Source organism: Rhodococcus sp. WS3 (genome assembly GCF_003797085.1).
GTDB classification, from domain to species: domain Bacteria; phylum Actinomycetota; class Actinomycetes; order Mycobacteriales; family Mycobacteriaceae; genus Rhodococcus_F; species Rhodococcus_F globerula.
On sequence record NZ_RKMA01000003.1, the window covers coordinates 120,289 to 136,877 of the forward strand.

Sequence of the window (16,589 nt, forward strand, 5' to 3'; positions counted from 1 at the left end):
ATACACCCGCAGCGCTCGAATCGAAGGATGGCTCATGACCACACTGAACGACCTGCTCACAAAAATCGGTTCACAGTCCATCGAGATCGTCGACCTCACCGCCCCCTTGAGTTCCACCACCCCGGTCCTGTCGCTGCCCGAGCCCTTTGCCAACACGATCCCCGCCAGCCTCGAACCCGTCAGCAATTTCGACGACGCCGGACCGATGTGGAGCTGGAACAATCTGCACACCGGTGAGCACACCGGAACCCACCTCGATGCGCCGACGCACTGGGTGAGCGGCCGCGACGGCCTGAGCGTCGATCAGATCCCGCCGAACCGGTTGATCGGCCCCATCGCCGTCATCGACGTCACCGCCGAGGTCGAGCAGAACGCGGACTTCGTGCTCGAACCCGAGCACATCGAAGCCTGGGAATCAGCGAACGGGCCCCTTCCCGAGGGCGCGTGGCTGATCCTGCGCACCGGATGGGGTTCGCGGGTGGGCGACCCGGAGCGCTTTGCCAACGCCGACGCCGACGGCCCGCACACCCCGGGTATCTCGGCAGCGGCAGCGAAGTGGCTGGCCGAATCGAGTCCGATCAGCGGTTTCGGAGTGGAGACGGTGGGGATCGATGCCGGCGCTGCAGGCGGTTTCGAGCCGATGTTTCCGGCGCACTACTACCTGTTGGGCAGCAACAAATACGGACTCACCCAGTTGCTGAATGTCGACAAGCTGCCGACACTCGGCGCTGTACTCGTGGTCTCACCCCTGCCGATCGTCGGGGGAACCGGCAGTCCGGCCCGGGTCTTTGCATTGGTCGAGCGCTCGTGACGCTCGTGAATACCGTTGCCGACCTGGTCGGACGCACCCTCGCAGAGTTGGGCGTCGGGTATGCGTTCGGGGTAGTCGGCAGCGGAAACTTCACCGTCACCAATGCGCTACGGCGGCACGGAGTTCCGTTTGTCGCCGCCCGGCACGAGGGCGGCGCTGCCACCATGGCCGATGCCTACGCGCGCATGTCCGGAACGGTCGCTGTGGTCACCACCCATCAGGGATGTGGTTTGACCAATGCTCTGACCGGCATCACCGAAGCCGCCAAGAGTCGCACCCCGCTCATCGTGCTGACCGCCGATACCGCCGGCACGGCAGTGCAATCCAACTTCAAGATCGACCAGGACGGTCTCGCTCGGAGCGTGGGCGCAGTGGCCGAGCGGGTACACAGCGCGGATTCTGCTGTCGCGGATACCGTTCGAGCGTTCAATACTGCCTGGCGCGAGCGCCGCACCGTCGTACTGAATCTTCCGCTCGATGTGCAAAGCCAGATCGCGGCCAGTGCAAACACGCCACCCAATGCGCCTGCACTCCAACATATTCGGCCGGATGGGATCGCGCTCGAAAAGTTCCTCGAACTACTTGCCGCCGCCGACCGCCCCGTTTTCGTGGCCGGACGCGGTGCTCGTGACGCCGGACCTGAGATCGCGGAACTTGCCCGCCACACCGGCGCGTTGGTTGCGACATCTGCCGTTGCTAACGGCTTGTTCCACTCGGATCCTTTCTCCCTCGGCATCTCCGGCGGGTTCTCGTCCCCTCGATCCGCGGAACTCATCGCCGGCGCCGACCTTGTTGTCGGATGGGGATGCGCGCTCAACATGTGGACCATGCGCCAGGGACATCTGATCGGCAAAGACACGACGGTTGTTCAAATCGATCTCGACTCCGCCGCACTGGGTGCCCACCGGCCGATCCACCTCGGCATTGTCGGCGACAGCGCGGCCACGGCCACCGACGCCTTGGACGCACTCGACAAGGCACCCGTCCGGGTCGGCTACCGCACCGATGCGGTTCGGGATTCGATTGCGACGGAATCGAAGTGGAGTCAGGTTCCGTTCGAGGATCTCAGCACCGAGCACTCGATAGATCCCCGGTTGCTCTCGCTCGAACTCGACACCATCCTCCCCATGGAGCGCACGGTGTCCGTGGATTCGGGGAACTTCATGGGATACCCCAGCGCCTACCTGTCGGTGCCGGATCACTTCGGGTTCTGTTTCACGCAGGCTTTCCAGTCCATCGGATTGGGATTGGCCACCGCTATCGGCACCGCGTTGGCGCAGCCGGATCGTCTGCCCGTCGCGGCCCTCGGCGACGGCGGCTTCCTGATGGGCATTTCGGAGCTGGAAACCGTTGCGCGGCTGAAACTTCCCCTGCTGATCGTGGTCTACAACGACAGCGCGTACGGGGCCGAAGTCCATCATTTCACCGACCCAGACACTGACCGCACTACCGTGACCTTCCCGGACACCGATCTCGCGGCCGTTGCCCGCGGTTACGGCGCCGACGGCCTCACGGTACGCACGGCCCGAGACCTGGACGCCGTGCGTACATGGGTAAGCGGGCCACGTAGTGGCCCGCTTGTCATCGACGCCAAGATCAGCAGCGACGGCGGATCCTGGTGGTTAGCCGAAGCCTTTAAGGGCCACTAAAGGCTTGTCGTCAGCCGCTTTGCCGCAGCGGCAATCCGCTCGTCCGTGGCGGTCAGTGCGATCCGCACGTGCTGACCGCCGGTCGGGCCGTAGAACTCGCCCGGTGCAACCAGGATGCCTCGCTCCGCGAACCAGGCAACAGTGTCTCGGCAGGCCTCGCCCCGCGTAGCCCACAGGTACAGGCCGGCTTCGGAATTGTCGACGGTGAATCCTGCACTGCGCACCGCGTCGAGCAGGATGGTCCGACGCTCACGGTACCGCTCACGCTGCACATTCTCGTGCAGATCGTCGCCGAGCGCGGCTTCCATCGCGGCCTGGATGGGCAGCGGCAGAATCATTCCAGCGTGCTTGCGGACTTCGAGAAGTTCCGCGACCAATGCCGGATCTCCGGTGACAAAACCGGCGCGGTAGCTCGCGAGATTCGACGTCTTCGACAGTGAATGCACGGCCAGCAGACCAGTGAGGTCACCGTCATTGACGCGGGGATCGAGGATGGACAGTGCGTCCGATTCCCAGGTCAGGCCGAGGTAGCACTCGTCGGATACGACGATGGCTCCGCGCTCACGTGCCCACGCCACCACCTTCTGCAGGTGCTCGAGACCGAGAACCTTGCCGGTGGGGTTGGACGGTGAGTTCACGAAGATCAGCGACGCCGATTCGGGACCGAGCTTGTTCAAGCCGTCGGTCCGCAAGATCCGAGCGCCGGCGAGCTTCGCGGCAACCTCGTAGGTGGGGTATGCCAACTCCGGAATGACCACAAGATCGTCGCCGCCCAGACCCAGAAGGGTCGGCAGCCACGCGATCATTTCCTTGGTACCGATCGCGGGCAGCACTGCCGCCGGATCGATATCGGGGATGTTGTATCGCCGATCGAGTGACTCGGCGATCGCCTCACGCAGGGAGAGGGTGCCGTGGGTGGTCGGGTAGCCCGGAATCTCCGCAACGGATGCAAGAGCTTCCTGGATGAGCGGGTCCACCGGATCCACCGGGGTGCCCACCGACAGATTCACGATGCCGTCGGGATGTGCGTGTGCCGTGGCTGTGACATCCGCCAGGGAGTCCCAGGGAAAATCGGGAAGCCCGGCGGCCACCGGAGTACGAGACAAGATCTCTATTCCTCACCCATGGGAGGCAGCGCCTTGATGAATGGCGTGTCGTAGTCGACCTTGCCGAGCTTGGCGGCTCCACCCGGTGAGCCGAGGTTGTCGAAGAAATCGACGTTTGCGCTGATGTAGGGGCTCCACTGCTCCGGAACGTCGTCTTCGTAGAAGATCGCTTCGACAGGGCAGACAGGTTCACACGCGCCGCAGTCGACACATTCGTCGGGGTGGATGTAGAGCATGCGTCCACCCTCGTAGATGCAGTCGACGGGGCATTCTTCGATACATGCCTTGTCCATCACATCTACACACGGTTCAGCAATCGTGTAGGTCACTGCCTTCTCTCCCTGCCTTCCAGAGGTGCGCCTGCTGCGCGCAAGCGACTTAACACATTTCAGCCTACTGTGGTGGCGTTCCGCGACCGAATCGCGATCCACTTCTCGCCCGCGGACGCGGCCCGCACAAGCGCGCCGCGCTCACCGAAATAGTCCGCGACCACGCCGATCACCGGAATCTTCCCGACGATCTCGTACGGCTTGGTGCGCAGCGGACGCTTATGCAGTTCGTCGCCGATTGCTCGAAAAGTTTGTGCGGTTTGCCACAGCGTTCCGATCAGAGCGAATGGTCGCCATGTCCCATCCGTACTGGTGACAGCCTTTTCGGTGAAGTCCTCGTCGTCCAGCAGATCGCGAGTGCTGACTTCTCGGCGACACAGAACGGACGCCAGGAGATCAACCTGCTGATCACGTTCCGTCACGCCGTGCTCGCGGGCGACGGCCACCAGGACGACAGCCTGGTTGGCAAAGGCCAGCAAGTCCTGGATCGGAAACCGGTTGAGCAAAACCCCGAAAATTCCGGGAAATGCCACAGCGACCGTGTTGAGGGCGCCCAGTCGGGTGGTCCACCATTTCGATCGCTGCTCATCCGTCATGACGGACCACGCCGCGGTACCGGGGAACTTGATCACGTCCAGAACCCAGGCAACGGCGTCGAGAACTGTCTCTGCCGCGCTGCGCTCGGGGTCCGTGGGCTCGAAACTACGACGCTTGATGCCGAACGGATCGCTGTACGCGAGGTCGAGGACTGGGTTGATGCCCCAGACCGCTCGGTCGAGTACCTCGACTACTCGGCGATCACCCAGGATGTCTGGCATCAGACGGCCACCCCGTCACGACGCGCGTGCGTGGTGGTGCGCTCACGAGCCGGTCGACCGATGCCTTCGGCGATCGCCCGCAGTTCTGCGACGGTCTTCTCGCTGCCGTGCTCGGACCCGGCCATCCGGGAGATGGTCTCTTCCATCAGGGTTCCGCCGAGGTCGTTGGCGCCGCCGTTGAGCATCATCTGCGTTCCGGTGATACCCAGTTTGACCCAGCTGGTCTGGATGTTGGAGATCCGCCCGTGCAGCATGATGCGGGCAAGCGCGTGCGCCGCGCGGTTGTCGCGAATGGTCGGGCCGGGACGGGACGCACCCGCCAGATACAGCGGGGCGCTCTGATGCACGAAAGGCAGCAGCACGAACTCCGTGAATCCGCCAGTGCGGTCCTGGATTCCACGCAGCACGTTGAGGTGGCCGACCCAGTGGTGCGGCTGATCGACGTGCCCGTACATCATGGTCGAACTCGATCGCAGGCCCACTTCGTGCGCCGTGGTGACCACTTCGATCCACTCCGCCGTCGGCAATTTGCCCTTGGTCAGGATCCATCGCACCTCGTCGTCGAGGATCTCCGCCGCGGTGCCGGGGATCGTGTCGAGACCGGCTTCGCGCAGCGCAGTGAGCCAGTCGCGGATGCTCTCACCACTACGTGAAGCACCGTTGACGATTTCCATCGGCGAGAACGCGTGGACGTGCATCGACGGCACGCGCTTCTTGACCGCACGCACCAGATCCGCGTAACCGGTGACCGGTAGTTCCGGGTCGATTCCGCCCTGCATGCAGACTTCGGTGGCGCCGGCGACGTGCGCCTCCCACGCCCGGTCCGCCACTTCCTCGGCCGAGAGCGTGAAAGCGTCGGCGTCGCCCTTGCGCTGCGCAAACGCACAGAATCGGCAGCCGGTGTAGCAGATGTTGGTGAAGTTGATGTTCCGGTTCACGACGTAGGTGACGTCTTCGCCGATGGCCTCCTTGCGGAGCGCATCTGCCAGTGCCACAACGGCTTCCAGGCCTGGGCCCTCCGCGGTGGCCAGCGCCAGGTATTCGTCGTCCGAGCACCCGGCGGGATCACGCTCGGCACTGCGCAGTGCCGCAAGAAGATCCGTGTCGACGCGAACCGGAGCACTCAATTCCAGAACCTGCTCACGCACGGTTTCCCAGTCGCCGAAGGCACTGCCCAGGTCGCTGCGAGTCTCGGTGTTGCGGCCGTCGGTGTCGATCTCGGTATTGAGGTCGACGCGTCCGCTCGACTCCCAGGATTCGTCCGGTTCCTGCCACGGCCGGCCCACCGGCTTGGTGTCGAGTTTGGCCAGTCCGGTCTTCGGATCGGCAAGTGCCTGAACGTGACCGGCGATCCGCGGGTCGATCCAGGGAGCACCGGCCAGGACGTAGGCGGGCTGAGCGGCGGTGCGTTCGGTGAGAGTGAAGCCGCCTTCCGCGCTGATCGCTGCCAGAGTCTCGAGGTTGGGCCACGGACGCTCGGGGTTGACGTGATCGGGAGTCAGGGGCGATACCCCGCCCCAGTCGTCGACGCCCGCGCCGAGAAGTGCCAGGCACTCGCTGTTCGAGACCAGATTCGGCGGGCTCTGAATCCGCATCGACGGACCGAGCAGCAGACGCGCCACGGCGATCGCAGCCAGGAACTCGTCAAGCGAGGCGTCCGGGGAGTCTCGCATCGCTGTATCGGGCTTGGCCAGGAAGTTCTGGATGATGACTTCCTGAATATGACCGAAAGCCTTCTGCGACTTACGGATCGCCATGATCGACTCGGCCCGCTCGGCAAAGTTCTCGCCGATGCCGACCAGAATGCCGGTCGTGAACGGCACGTTGAGGCGACCGGCATCGGTCAGGGTCCGCAACCGGACGGCCGGGTCCTTGTCCGGGCTGCCGTAATGGCATTCACCCTTGTCCGTGAACAGCCTGGTAGCGGTGGTCTCGAGCATCATGCCCATCGACGGCGCCACCGGCTTGAGGCGCGAAAGTTCCTGCCAGCTCATCACACCGGGGTTCAGGTGCGGAAGAAGGCCGGTTTCCTCGAGCACCCGAATCGACATCGCCCGCAGGTAGTCCAGAGTCGAGTCGTATCCACGCTCGTCGAGCCACTGCTTTGCTTCCGGCCAGCGCGCTTCCGGACGATCCCCCAAGGTGAACAGCGCTTCCTTGCAACCTAATTCAGCGCCCTGACGAGCAATCTCGAGGATCTCATCCGGTTCGAGGTACATGCCGCGTCCCTCGGCCCGCAACTTGCCAGGGACCTTGACAAACGTGCAGTAGTGGCACTTGTCCTGGCACAGGTGGGTCAGCGGAATGAACACCTTCCGCGAGTACGTCACCGTATTCGGGCGGCCGGCAGCTAACAAACCCGCGTCCCGAACCTTGGCCGCCGACGCGCACAGGTCCGCCAGATCGGTTCCCCGGGCCTGCAGCAGCGTCGTTGCCTCGTCCACGTTCAGCGTCGCGCCGTCGCGCGCGCGGCGCAGCACGCGTCGCATCGCTGATGGGCTCGGCGACGCGGTCCCAGTTGCCGACGCGGACAGTCCAGGCATCGGAAGCATCGTGGGTTTGACGGAGTCATCACCAGTTCGGTTCACCTAGCGATCATGCGCCATACCCGACGACTACTGCCACTCGGTGCCGGAAGTACCAGAACTCAGCTGGGTGGATACTCCTCGTCGATCGCAACTTCACGCCGCTGATCGACAACATCGGCCGCCGGTGCGTCGAGCGGAATATCGGTCAGGTCAGGTTCGTCGGGAGTATTCGGATCTACCGGTGTTGCCTGTTCCAGAGCATCGGACTCCGGTGCCTCCGAGCTGAATGCCGAATCCTGTTCAGTCATCACGTGCTCCCTTCATGGTCGCCACACTCCACCATAGGGTGGTTGTCGACAGAACGCCTCAACTCGACCAAAGTAAGCACCATGACCGCGTCTAACACCATCACCATGGCCGATCCGCTGTGGCGTCCGAGCACCAAAGCACCCAGATTGTGGGCCATCACCGCAGCGCTTTTCTGGGCGCCGGTCATCGTCGCCGAAATTGTCTGCGCGATCCTGATCTCCGGCCTGCCGACCTGGGTGGTGGGGGCAGTAGGTGCGGTCACCGTGTTCTGCGCAGCGGTACACATTCTGATGGTGCCGATGTGGCGTTACCGGGTGCATCGCTGGGAAATCAGCGACACCGCCGTGTACACCCGCACCGGCTGGTTCACGCAGGAACGACGCATCGCCCCGATCTCACGGGTCCAGACCGTCGACACCGAACGTGGCCCCATCGACCGGATGCTGGGGCTCGCGACCGTCACCGTGACTACGGCGTCGTCGGCAGGCGCCGTGAAGATCTCCGCCCTCGATCAGGACGTGGCCGACCGTACAGTTGCACAACTGACTGCAATCGCCGGGACCAATTCGAGCGACGCGACATGAACGAAATCGACAAACTCATGATCGACATTCCCGACGAAGCAGAATCCGCAGCCGCCGAGGCCGCGGAGCAGGAACAGCCGTGGCTTCGCCTCGACCGACGGATGCTGCTGGTCCATCCGATCAACGAAGTGGTCAAACTGCTTCCGGTCCTGCTGATTTCCTTTGTTCTCGGCAGCCAGAGCGGCAACCACTACTGGGGATTCGGTGTTGTCACGCTGCTCGTGATCTACGGCCTCCTGCGGTATTTCACCACCACCTATCGCATCGGCCCCGTCCACGTTCAGCTCCGCACCGGCGTCTTCCAGAAGAAGCTGCTCTCGGTGCCGCGCAGTCGCATCCGGTCAGTCGACGTCGAAGCCGGAGTCCTGCACCGCGTGCTGGGGCTGTCGATCGTGCGAATCGGCACGGGGCAGCGTGCCGGAAACGGCCATGATTCCAACAAATTCGAGCTCAACGCACTCTCGAGTGCGCTGGTTCCGGATCTACGCGCAGCCTTGCTGAGCGAGTCTCGGGGCACGCCCACACCCGATACACCGACCGCGCCGGTGTCTGCGGACGTCGAAATCGGGCACTGGCACGTGAGCTGGGTTCGGTTTGCGCCCTTCTCGTTCACCGGCATCGCGATCATCGCGGCAATCGTCGGCATCGCGTTCCAATACGGAATCGGCTCTGCGATCGCGAAGTCGTCCGCGGTCACCGGAGGCGTCGAATCGCTCGAAGGCCTCGGCATCACCGTGCTGGTCATTGTTCTGCTGGTGGCGCTGCTCATCCTCTCCAGCGCCTTTGCGTGCATTCAGTATCTGATCGCGTTCGGCGACATGACGCTCACCGACAACGGTCGCATCCTGCACGTCAGCCACGGGCTGCTCAAGACCAGGGCGACAACGTTGGACCGGGCCCGGCTGCGCGGTACGACGCTCAAAGAACCTCTCCTGCTTCGACTTGCGGGCGGTGCGCGCCTGGACGCGATCATGACGGGAGTGAGTGCGGAGAAAAAAGAATCCTCGCTCCTGCTGCCGCAAGGCCCACGGGCCGAAGCGGAACGCGTCATGGCAACGGTCATCGGCGACAGCCGGCAGGCGTCCGTTCCGCTCATTCCCCACGGCGGGGCGGCCCGCCGCCGCCGATACACCCGAGCCCTGTTCCCGGCTGTGGCCGTTGCGGTCGCGGCAGTGCTCTGCCTGATCTTCGGAGTTCACGTGCCCACCTATGTCTGGGTCGCCGTCGTCGTGCTTGCTGTGGGCGGAACGGGGCTTGCCTACGACCGGTACAACGGACTCGGCCACGCGGTACTACCCGGCTGGCTCATCACCCGCAGCGGCTCCCTCGACCGCAAACGGCACAGCCTCGAAGCCGACGGCGTGATCGGCTGGACGGTCCGTGAAACGTTCTTCCAGCGACGCGCCGGAGTTGCCACCGTCATCGCCGCAACCCCGGCAGGCACCGGCGGCTACGACGTAATCGACCTGCCCGCCGAGAGCGCGTGGGGTCTGATCGAAGCCGTCACGCCCGGAGCGCGCGACGTCTGGGCAAATCCTCGATGATCAACCGCGCCAACGCACCGAGGCGCGAGCGTTCCGGTTGGATGGTGGGGACTCCGAGAAGTTCCAACGGCGCGGCCGTCACCGGGCCGACGCAATAGGTGGGCACGTTGTCTCGCATCGCCGCGACGAAACGTTCCAACTCCCCCATCTCTTTGGCCGTGCTGAGCATGGACGACACTGCCGGGGCACTGGTGAAAGTGAGTGCGTCGATACTGCCCGAACGCACAGCGGAGACCAGTGCCCGCACCTGCGACTGATCCGGCGGCCGAATCCACCGGTAGACCGAGACTGCCGTGACCACCGCGCCGATGTCGGTCAACGACGCACTCAGATCGGTCAGCGGTTCCCATTCGGTGATGATCCCGTGCAGTTGAACGGCCACGCGAACGCCGTCGACGCCCTCGCCGGCCAAGTGCGTCAGCACTTCCTCGGACGACTCCCCGGACGGCGACCATTCCTCACGCAAGCCCGCGCCGCGGATCGCCCCCATCGCCTTCGGACCGCGAGCCACGATGCGAGTCCGGTTCAGCGCGCCGAGAAACTGCTCCGTCAGATCCCACGACTCCACCGCCTCCAGCCAACCGCGGAACCCGATTCCCGTGCTGATCACCACGAGTTCCGGCGGATCCGCAATCAATGCCTCGGTCTGAACTCGCAGATCAGCGTCGTCGACCAGAGGAAGCACATGAATCACCGGGGTCCGGACCGTCTCCGCACCTCGCCGTTCGAGGAGCGTCGCAAATTCTTCCGAACGACGCTCCGCGGTCAGGGCGATCGTGACGCCCGCAAGATCTAGTTCAGCCACACTGCAAGTGTCCCTTATGAACGCTTCGAAGTATCGATAGACGCGAGCGCCTTGCCTGCCACTCGAAACAAAAAGACGATCGCCGGTGCCAGCGCGCCGACAAGCAGCAGGAACGTGAGCGGCGACGACAACACAAGAACGTCGCCGCCTGGCCCGCCAACCATGCAGAAAAGGAATCCGGCGATCCAACCGGCCAGCGGAAGCGCTGCCTTACCGGTTGTCGTCACTGTCCGCGCCGCGATGACCAACCCGAGGTTGAACACGGCTGCCACCAGGATGCTGACCGGAAACGGTGTGGTGCCGAGGTAGCTCGGGAGGAAGATGACCGACAGTACGGCGCACAGAAATCCGTCGAAGATCAAGACGCCGAGGATGACCGGGTCGAGAAACGCAAATCTACCGTCGGGTGTTTCGACCGCATCCGGTGAGGCACCGGTCATGAGATCCCACCGAAGAGGTCGGCCTCCCGGCCGTCTGCGTCCACCGGACCCAACTCGCCGCGGACAAGCACAAAATGCTCGACCGGCAGGATGGGCTGCACGACGTTGTTGGACAAGGCGAACTCGGTGCGGCTCGGCGCGACAGTCACCTGAGTGGCGTGCGCGGACAGCGCGGCGGCCTTGGACTCGAGAACGGCGCTCACATCGATCGCCGTCGTGACATCCGCGTCGACCACACAGGGAAGCTCACCGGGCTCAGGTAGCCGCCACTGCGCCGGCACCTGAGCGATCGACGCGATTGCCCGCTCCAGAGAGCTACGTTCGGTCACGGTCCAGTAGAACTTCTGAGGGCTCCACGGCTCGCCGGCCTCGGGATAGACCGATGTTCCGGCCGCGGCAACGGCAGCGGTTGTGATGGCATTGGCTTGAATGTGATCGGGATGGCCGTACCCGCCGTTGGTGTCGTACGTGATCACCACATGTGGGCGCAGTTCCCGGATCACTTCGACCACCGCGCGAACCGCAACGTCGAGATCGGCGTTGACGAATGCCCGCGGATTGGCAGCTGACGGCGTCCCGGCCATTCCGGAATCACGAAAGTGACCGGCTCCCAGCAGGAATCGGGGTTCACTCACACCGAGACGGGACAACGCCGCGGTCAGCTCCGCAATCCGGTAGCCACCGAGTTGATCAGCGGCGTCGGCAACCAGTCCGGCCCACCGATCACCGATTACCTCCCCTTCCTCACCCAACGTGCAGGTCAGGACGGTCACCTCGGCACCTTCGTCGACGTACCTGGCGATGGTGCCGCCGGTGGTGATCGTTTCGTCGTCGGGATGCGCGTGAACCAGCAGCAGTCTCTTCTTTACGACGGTCATTCCTTCACCCTCACCCAGTTGGTTGCGTCACCGAATATTCCAACCTGAACCGGACTGGTCAGGGTGACACCTTCGACGCCGGTTCCCAGTGCTGCCAACGTGCGGTCCTGCACGATGGGCAGAACCGCCGCGAGATCCCACAACTTGGGCTCGGCGTCGGCGATCAGCGCCCCGAAATCACCGATCCCGCTGAGAGCTTCGTCGATCCGCGGCTGCAGCGAAGGGTCGCACAGTCCTGAAATATTGCTCGGCGCTTCCGAATCGGACTCGCGAGCCGTCGTCGGCGTCGGCGCGGTAGACGTCGACTCCGGAGTCTCGGTAGTGGTTACCGGCACGGTGGGAGTCAGGGGGCAACTGAACCGAGACGCCAACGACGTGGCAGGGTCGACGCCGGCGCGGATCCAGCCGACCACCATGTCTACGCTCCCCGTCGTGAGCTCCGTACCGTACAGCTCTTCTGCCGGAAGAGATTTCACGGTTGCCGCAATCCCCGCATCCCGCAGTTCATCGGCAGCGGTGTTGGCCACCGCGATCGCGATATCGTCGTTCTCCGGCGCCCCGAGCGTCAGTTCGAGCGGCTTGCCGTCACGGACGACGCTTCCGTTTGTTCCCCCGACCACGACCGGTCCCGCCGGCGGCACGACGACGTAGCCGGATTCCACCAATTGCTCCATCGAACGCTCACGACTCTGCTTGGGCGGCGCCGTCGGTACGTAGCCGGGATCGGACGGCGAGAGTATCTGCGCTTTTGCCGGAACCGCAGCAGATTCACTGCCTGCGGCGACTACTGCCAGGAGATCGGAATCCAGAAGTCCCAGAACAGCTTTGCGGACCCGGACATCGGCAAACGTGGCGCTGCGTCCGTTGATCGTCATGTCGAGAGTGCGCGGCACGAACGTAAATGCCGTGCTCACTCCCGGAACCGCCGACAGCTGAATGTCGGTAGCACTACCCGCATGAATCTGCGCGATCTGCGAATCGTCGGTGCGCATCGCTTCGGCCAACTGCGCCGCCGACCCGGCCCGGCGCATCACGATCTGATCCGGGTCCGACGGCTCTCCCCAGAACCTGTCGTTGCGTTCGAGGATGATCTCGTCTCGGCCACGGTCGACGGAGCGCACGTGAAAGTGTGCCCCCGACACCGGAATTCCCTCACTCAACCCGGTACTGAAACCGCCGGGGGTGTCTTTGACAAGGTGCGACGGAAGAAGATCGGTGAAGAGTTCACGCCACGCCGGATACGCCGCGCGCATCACGACGTTCACGGTCTTTCCGCCACCGGACGAGGTGACGTCCGAAATCAACTGGTACCCGGCCGGGTTCACAACACCGGGAACCGAAATCATCTGCTGCCACAGGTAGCGGAAATCCTCGGCGGCGATCGGTGCGCCGTCGGACCACTGTGCTTCGTTGCGGAGCTGATAGCGAATCGTGAACGGCGCCTCCGAGACAACTTCCGCGGAGACGGCCAACGAGTCGTCGAGGACCCACTCTGCCTGGCCGGGCTGCACGGGCGAGCTGATCGGACGAAATACGCTGGGCAACACCAAGTTACCGACGGCAGAGTTCACCGGGGACAAATCGGCGAGGAGGTGGGGATTGAATCCGTCACCCACCTGGTCGATAGCCACCGACACCACCCGCATTGCCGGCGTGACGGGCGTCGTAGTCGGCTTGACCGTCTCGGTGCTCTCGACAGGCGGCGGTGGATCAGCAGTGCACGCCGTCAGAGACAACGCTGTCACCGCCACGGCCAACGCCAGGTACCGACGTCCAGCAACCACAGAGATATCCTTCCGTTTTCAGGCACGCGCAGCCTGAGTCCACGGTTTCCCAACCAACACGATGCCTGGAAACCATGAAGGCGAATGTACCTTTTGCCGGAAGAACACCGAGCAAAAGGCACATTCGCCTTGTCATGATTGTTACTGCGAAAGACTACAGAGAAGCCTTGTCGCGGGACTTGCTGCGTGAACGCTCACGAGCGCGCTCGGTTGCGTTGAGGTGCACCTTGCGGACGCGGACGTCCTCCGGGGTGACCTCGACGCACTCGTCGCCGGAGCAGAATTCCATGGCTGCTTCGAGTTCGAGCTTGATCGGCTTTGCGAGGGTCTCCATCACGTCTGCGGAAGACTGACGCATATTGGTCAGCTTCTTCTCGCGGGTGACGTTGATGTCGAGGTCTTCCTGACGCGGGTTGATGCCCACGACCATGCCCTCGTAGGTGTCTGCGCCGGGCTCGACGAAGAACGTTCCACGGTCAGCCAACTGGATCATGGCGAACGGGGTGACGGTGCCGGAGCGGTCCGAAACGAGCGAACCGGTGTGGCGCGCACGGATCTCGCCGGCCCACGGGCCGTAACCGTCGAACACGGCGTTGGCGATACCGGTTCCGCGGGTATCCGTGAGGAATTCCGTACGGAAACCGATGAGTCCACGCGAAGGAACGATGAACTCCATGCGAACCCAGCCCTGGCCGTGGTTCGACATCTGGACCATCTTGCCCTTGCGGTTTGCGAGGAGCTGCGTGATGGCGCCGAGGTATTCCTCCGGGCTGTCGATGGTCAGCTCTTCGAACGGCTCGTGGACCTTGCCGTCGACGACCTGGGTGACAACCTGCGGCTTACCGACGGTGAGCTCGAAGCCCTCGCGACGCATCTGCTCGACGAGGATGGCGAGAGCGAGCTCTCCACGACCCTGGACCTCCCACGCATCGGGGCGACCGATGTCGAGGACCTTGAGCGAGACGTTACCGACGAGCTCCTGGTCGAGGCGAGCCTTGACCATGCGCGAGGTCAGCTTGTGACCCTTGACGCGGCCGACGAGGGGCGACGTGTTGGTGCCGATCGTGACCGAGATGGCCGGCTGATCGACGGTGATGCGGGGCAGCGGCACCGGGTTCTCGAGATCAGCGAGGGTGTCGCCGATCATGATGTCCGGGAAGCCTGCCACTGCGCAGATGTCGCCTGCGTAGGCAACCTCTGCCGGAACGCGCTCGACACCGATGGTGGTGAGCAGTTCGGTGATCTTGGTCTTGGTGATGACGGGCTCGCCGTCGACCTCGCGGCACCAGGACACTGTCTGGCCCTTGCGCAGCTCACCGTTGTGGATACGAACCAGCGCGAGGCGGCCGAGGAATGCGGACGCGTCGAGGTTGGTGACGTGAGCCTGCAGGGGTGCGTCGGACGTGCCCTTGGGGGCCGGGACGTACTCCATCAAGACCTGGAAAAGTGCGGTGAGGTCTTCAGCGTCGGGTGCCTGGCCGTTTTCGGGCTGCACGGTCGAGGCCTTGCCCTCACGGCCGGAGGCGTAGAGGACGGGGAGACCGAGCGCGAGCTCAGCGGCTTCGGCGGCTTCGTCGGACAGGTCCGATGCGAGGTCGAGGAGCAGATCCTGTGCCTCGGAGACAACCTCTTCGATGCGGGCGTCAGGGCGGTCCGTCTTGTTGACGACCAGGATGACGGGCAGCGACGCAGCAAGCGCCTTGCGCAGCACGAAGCGTGTCTGAGGAAGCGGGCCCTCGGAAGCGTCGACGAGCAGAACGACACCGTCGACCATGGACAGGCCGCGCTCGACCTCTCCACCGAAGTCGGCGTGGCCGGGGGTGTCGATGACGTTGATGACGGTGATCGAGCCGTCGTCGTTGCGCTTGTGTACGGAGGTGTTCTTCGCGAGAATCGTGATTCCCTTCTCGCGCTCGAGGTCTCCTGAGTCCATGACGCGATCGACCAGCTCGGCGCGCTCCTCGAAGGCGCCGGACTGACGAAGCATGGCGTCAACGAGGGTGGTCTTGCCGTGGTCGACGTGTGCGACGATGGCAACGTTACGGAAGCTGGTGGTGGTCACGCGATGGCTCTCCTGGCTGAGTAATTCGGCTAAGTAATCGGCCACGCGAAACTCGCATCGCACGGCTCTTCTGGTGGCCGCTGCACGAATGTGTGATCCGAGTACGTGCACGAATCGCCTCGAGAAGGCACCGCGGCCTAGTAAATACTACTCGCTCCGAAGACCTGCTCGCGCAAAGTGCGTCCTCTATCACGGCCACGACCTGCAGATAGTGATTTTCGCCACTACTGCAGCGGGTAAATCTTTTGCTGGCAATTCAGCGCTTTTAAGGTTACGCTAACCTTGTCTGCAGTGCGGTTCTCCGCCATCGCCGTTGAAGGAAAGACGCAGTGCCACATGGGAAAAGTTAAGCCAAGCAAAGTTTCGCAGCTCAAGCCCAAGAAGAAGTGCTGCCGCAAGAAGACTCGCTGCGTGAAGTGCCCGGTTGTGATCATGCGGATGCGGAAGCTCGAGAACAACGGCGCCTCCAAGAAGGAACTCAAGGTCGGCCTCAAGATGGCTCGGGCAGCCTGAGCCTGCGCAATTCGGTGAGCAGATCCGGTATCCACGCCTGATCGTTCACCACCATGTGGAACTTTTCCAGATCGTCGGCGTCCACCCACGCAAGCTGCGCATGATCCAGTGCCGCGGGCTCCCCGGCCAGGATGTCCACTCGATACGCTCGCAGAACTCGTCCACTCCCCAATGCAACGTCGACGCCGATTCGACGCCCACAGCGGACAACAACACCTAATTCTTCTGCCAGTTCCCGCTCGAGAGCGTGTTGCGGCGTCTCGAACGCCTCGACTTTGCCACCCGGAAGCTCCCACATCCCCGCCAACTCCGGCGGGCGGATGCGCTGCGCCAGCAACAACCGGCCATCGCGGAAGATCGCACCGGCCACTATCTCGTACTCGTCGGCAGCCCCGCCACCCCTTGCAGCCTCGTCGCTCATGACACCAT

Annotated in this window: 16 protein-coding genes; 5 read left to right on the forward strand and 11 right to left on the reverse strand. The window is 63.7% G+C overall.

What is annotated here, in order from left to right; genetic code table 11:
* Positions 1–34: 34 nt before the first annotated feature.
* Together EEB13_RS21635 and EEB13_RS21640 are read left to right on the forward strand one after the other, a co-directional pair.
* Positions 35–811 (forward strand): cyclase family protein, encoded by a 777-nt coding sequence (locus tag EEB13_RS21635; RefSeq protein WP_141486259.1) that lies wholly within the window; start codon positions 35–37, stop codon positions 809–811.
* Positions 808–2,460, forward strand: coding sequence for a thiamine pyrophosphate-binding protein (locus tag EEB13_RS21640; RefSeq protein ID WP_141486260.1), 1,653 nt, complete (start codon positions 808–810; stop codon positions 2,458–2,460). The genes EEB13_RS21635 and EEB13_RS21640 overlap by 4 nt, the downstream gene beginning before the upstream one ends.
* On the opposite strand, the gene dapC is transcribed toward EEB13_RS21640, so the two are convergent.
* The 5 genes from dapC to EEB13_RS21665 form a co-directional block, all read right to left on the reverse strand.
* Positions 2,457–3,566, reverse strand: a complete 1,110-nt coding sequence (gene dapC, locus EEB13_RS21645; RefSeq protein ID WP_141486261.1) for a succinyldiaminopimelate transaminase — start codon at positions 3,564–3,566, stop codon at positions 2,457–2,459. The two genes, EEB13_RS21640 and dapC, sit on opposite strands and share 4 nt — an antisense overlap.
* A gap of 5 nt (positions 3,567–3,571) precedes the next feature.
* Positions 3,572–3,895 carry a ferredoxin gene (gene fdxA / locus EEB13_RS21650; protein ID WP_033234456.1) on the reverse strand — a complete coding sequence of 108 codons (324 nt, stop codon included), beginning with the start codon at positions 3,893–3,895 and terminating at the stop codon, positions 3,572–3,574.
* A gap of 59 nt (positions 3,896–3,954) precedes the next feature.
* Entirely contained in the window at positions 3,955–4,713 is a 759-nt protein-coding gene (locus tag EEB13_RS21655; RefSeq protein WP_141486262.1) for a hypothetical protein, read from the reverse strand.
* Positions 4,713–7,265, reverse strand: coding sequence for a bifunctional FO biosynthesis protein CofGH (locus EEB13_RS21660; RefSeq protein WP_141486677.1), 2,553 nt, complete (start codon positions 7,263–7,265; stop codon positions 4,713–4,715). Before EEB13_RS21660 ends, EEB13_RS21655 begins: the two co-directional genes overlap by 1 nt.
* Positions 7,266–7,360: 95 nt before the next feature.
* Positions 7,361–7,549: a hypothetical protein gene (locus EEB13_RS21665; protein ID WP_033234459.1), complete on the reverse strand. Its 189-nt coding sequence runs from the start codon at positions 7,547–7,549 to the stop codon at positions 7,361–7,363.
* 81 nt (positions 7,550–7,630) lie between these two features.
* Between EEB13_RS21665 and EEB13_RS21670 the strand changes: the two genes are divergently transcribed.
* Positions 7,631–8,134, forward strand: coding sequence for a PH domain-containing protein (locus EEB13_RS21670; RefSeq protein ID WP_033234460.1), 504 nt, complete (start codon positions 7,631–7,633; stop codon positions 8,132–8,134).
* Positions 8,131–9,678, forward strand: a complete 1,548-nt coding sequence (locus EEB13_RS21675) for a PH domain-containing protein (RefSeq protein ID WP_187328605.1) — start codon at positions 8,131–8,133, stop codon at positions 9,676–9,678. Before EEB13_RS21670 ends, EEB13_RS21675 begins: the two co-directional genes overlap by 4 nt.
* On the opposite strand, the gene EEB13_RS21680 is transcribed toward EEB13_RS21675, so the two are convergent.
* The 5 genes from EEB13_RS21680 to typA all read right to left on the reverse strand — a co-directional run bounded on the left by EEB13_RS21680 (position 9,638) and on the right by typA (position 15,647).
* On the reverse strand, positions 9,638–10,483 hold the full coding sequence (locus tag EEB13_RS21680; protein ID WP_033234462.1) for a uroporphyrinogen-III synthase: 846 nt from the start codon (positions 10,481–10,483) through the stop codon (positions 9,638–9,640). The genes EEB13_RS21675 and EEB13_RS21680 overlap by 41 nt on opposite strands.
* Positions 10,484–10,497: 14 nt before the next feature.
* Positions 10,498–10,923 carry a hypothetical protein gene (locus EEB13_RS21685; RefSeq protein WP_092807201.1) on the reverse strand — a complete coding sequence of 142 codons (426 nt, stop codon included), beginning with the start codon at positions 10,921–10,923 and terminating at the stop codon, positions 10,498–10,500.
* The gene (mshB, locus tag EEB13_RS21690; RefSeq protein ID WP_092807199.1) at positions 10,920–11,801 is read right to left on the reverse strand and encodes an N-acetyl-1-D-myo-inositol-2-amino-2-deoxy-alpha-D-glucopyranoside deacetylase; all 882 of its coding nucleotides are present in this window, start codon (positions 11,799–11,801) and stop codon (positions 10,920–10,922) included. The genes EEB13_RS21685 and mshB overlap by 4 nt, the downstream gene beginning before the upstream one ends.
* Positions 11,798–13,585: an ABC transporter family substrate-binding protein gene (locus tag EEB13_RS21695; RefSeq protein WP_092807197.1), complete on the reverse strand. Its 1,788-nt coding sequence runs from the start codon at positions 13,583–13,585 to the stop codon at positions 11,798–11,800. The genes mshB and EEB13_RS21695 overlap by 4 nt, the downstream gene beginning before the upstream one ends.
* A gap of 154 nt (positions 13,586–13,739) precedes the next feature.
* Positions 13,740–15,647 carry a translational GTPase TypA gene (gene typA / locus EEB13_RS21700; RefSeq protein WP_045069461.1) on the reverse strand — a complete coding sequence of 636 codons (1,908 nt, stop codon included), beginning with the start codon at positions 15,645–15,647 and terminating at the stop codon, positions 13,740–13,742.
* A 336-nt stretch (positions 15,648–15,983) separates the two neighbouring features.
* Between typA and EEB13_RS31610 the strand changes: the two genes are divergently transcribed.
* Entirely contained in the window at positions 15,984–16,160 is a 177-nt protein-coding gene (locus EEB13_RS31610) for a hypothetical protein (protein ID WP_092807195.1), read from the forward strand.
* On the opposite strand, the gene EEB13_RS21705 is transcribed toward EEB13_RS31610, so the two are convergent.
* Positions 16,138–16,581 carry a (deoxy)nucleoside triphosphate pyrophosphohydrolase gene (locus tag EEB13_RS21705; protein WP_141486263.1) on the reverse strand — a complete coding sequence of 148 codons (444 nt, stop codon included), beginning with the start codon at positions 16,579–16,581 and terminating at the stop codon, positions 16,138–16,140. The genes EEB13_RS31610 and EEB13_RS21705 overlap by 23 nt on opposite strands.
* Positions 16,582–16,589 lie beyond the last annotated feature (8 nt).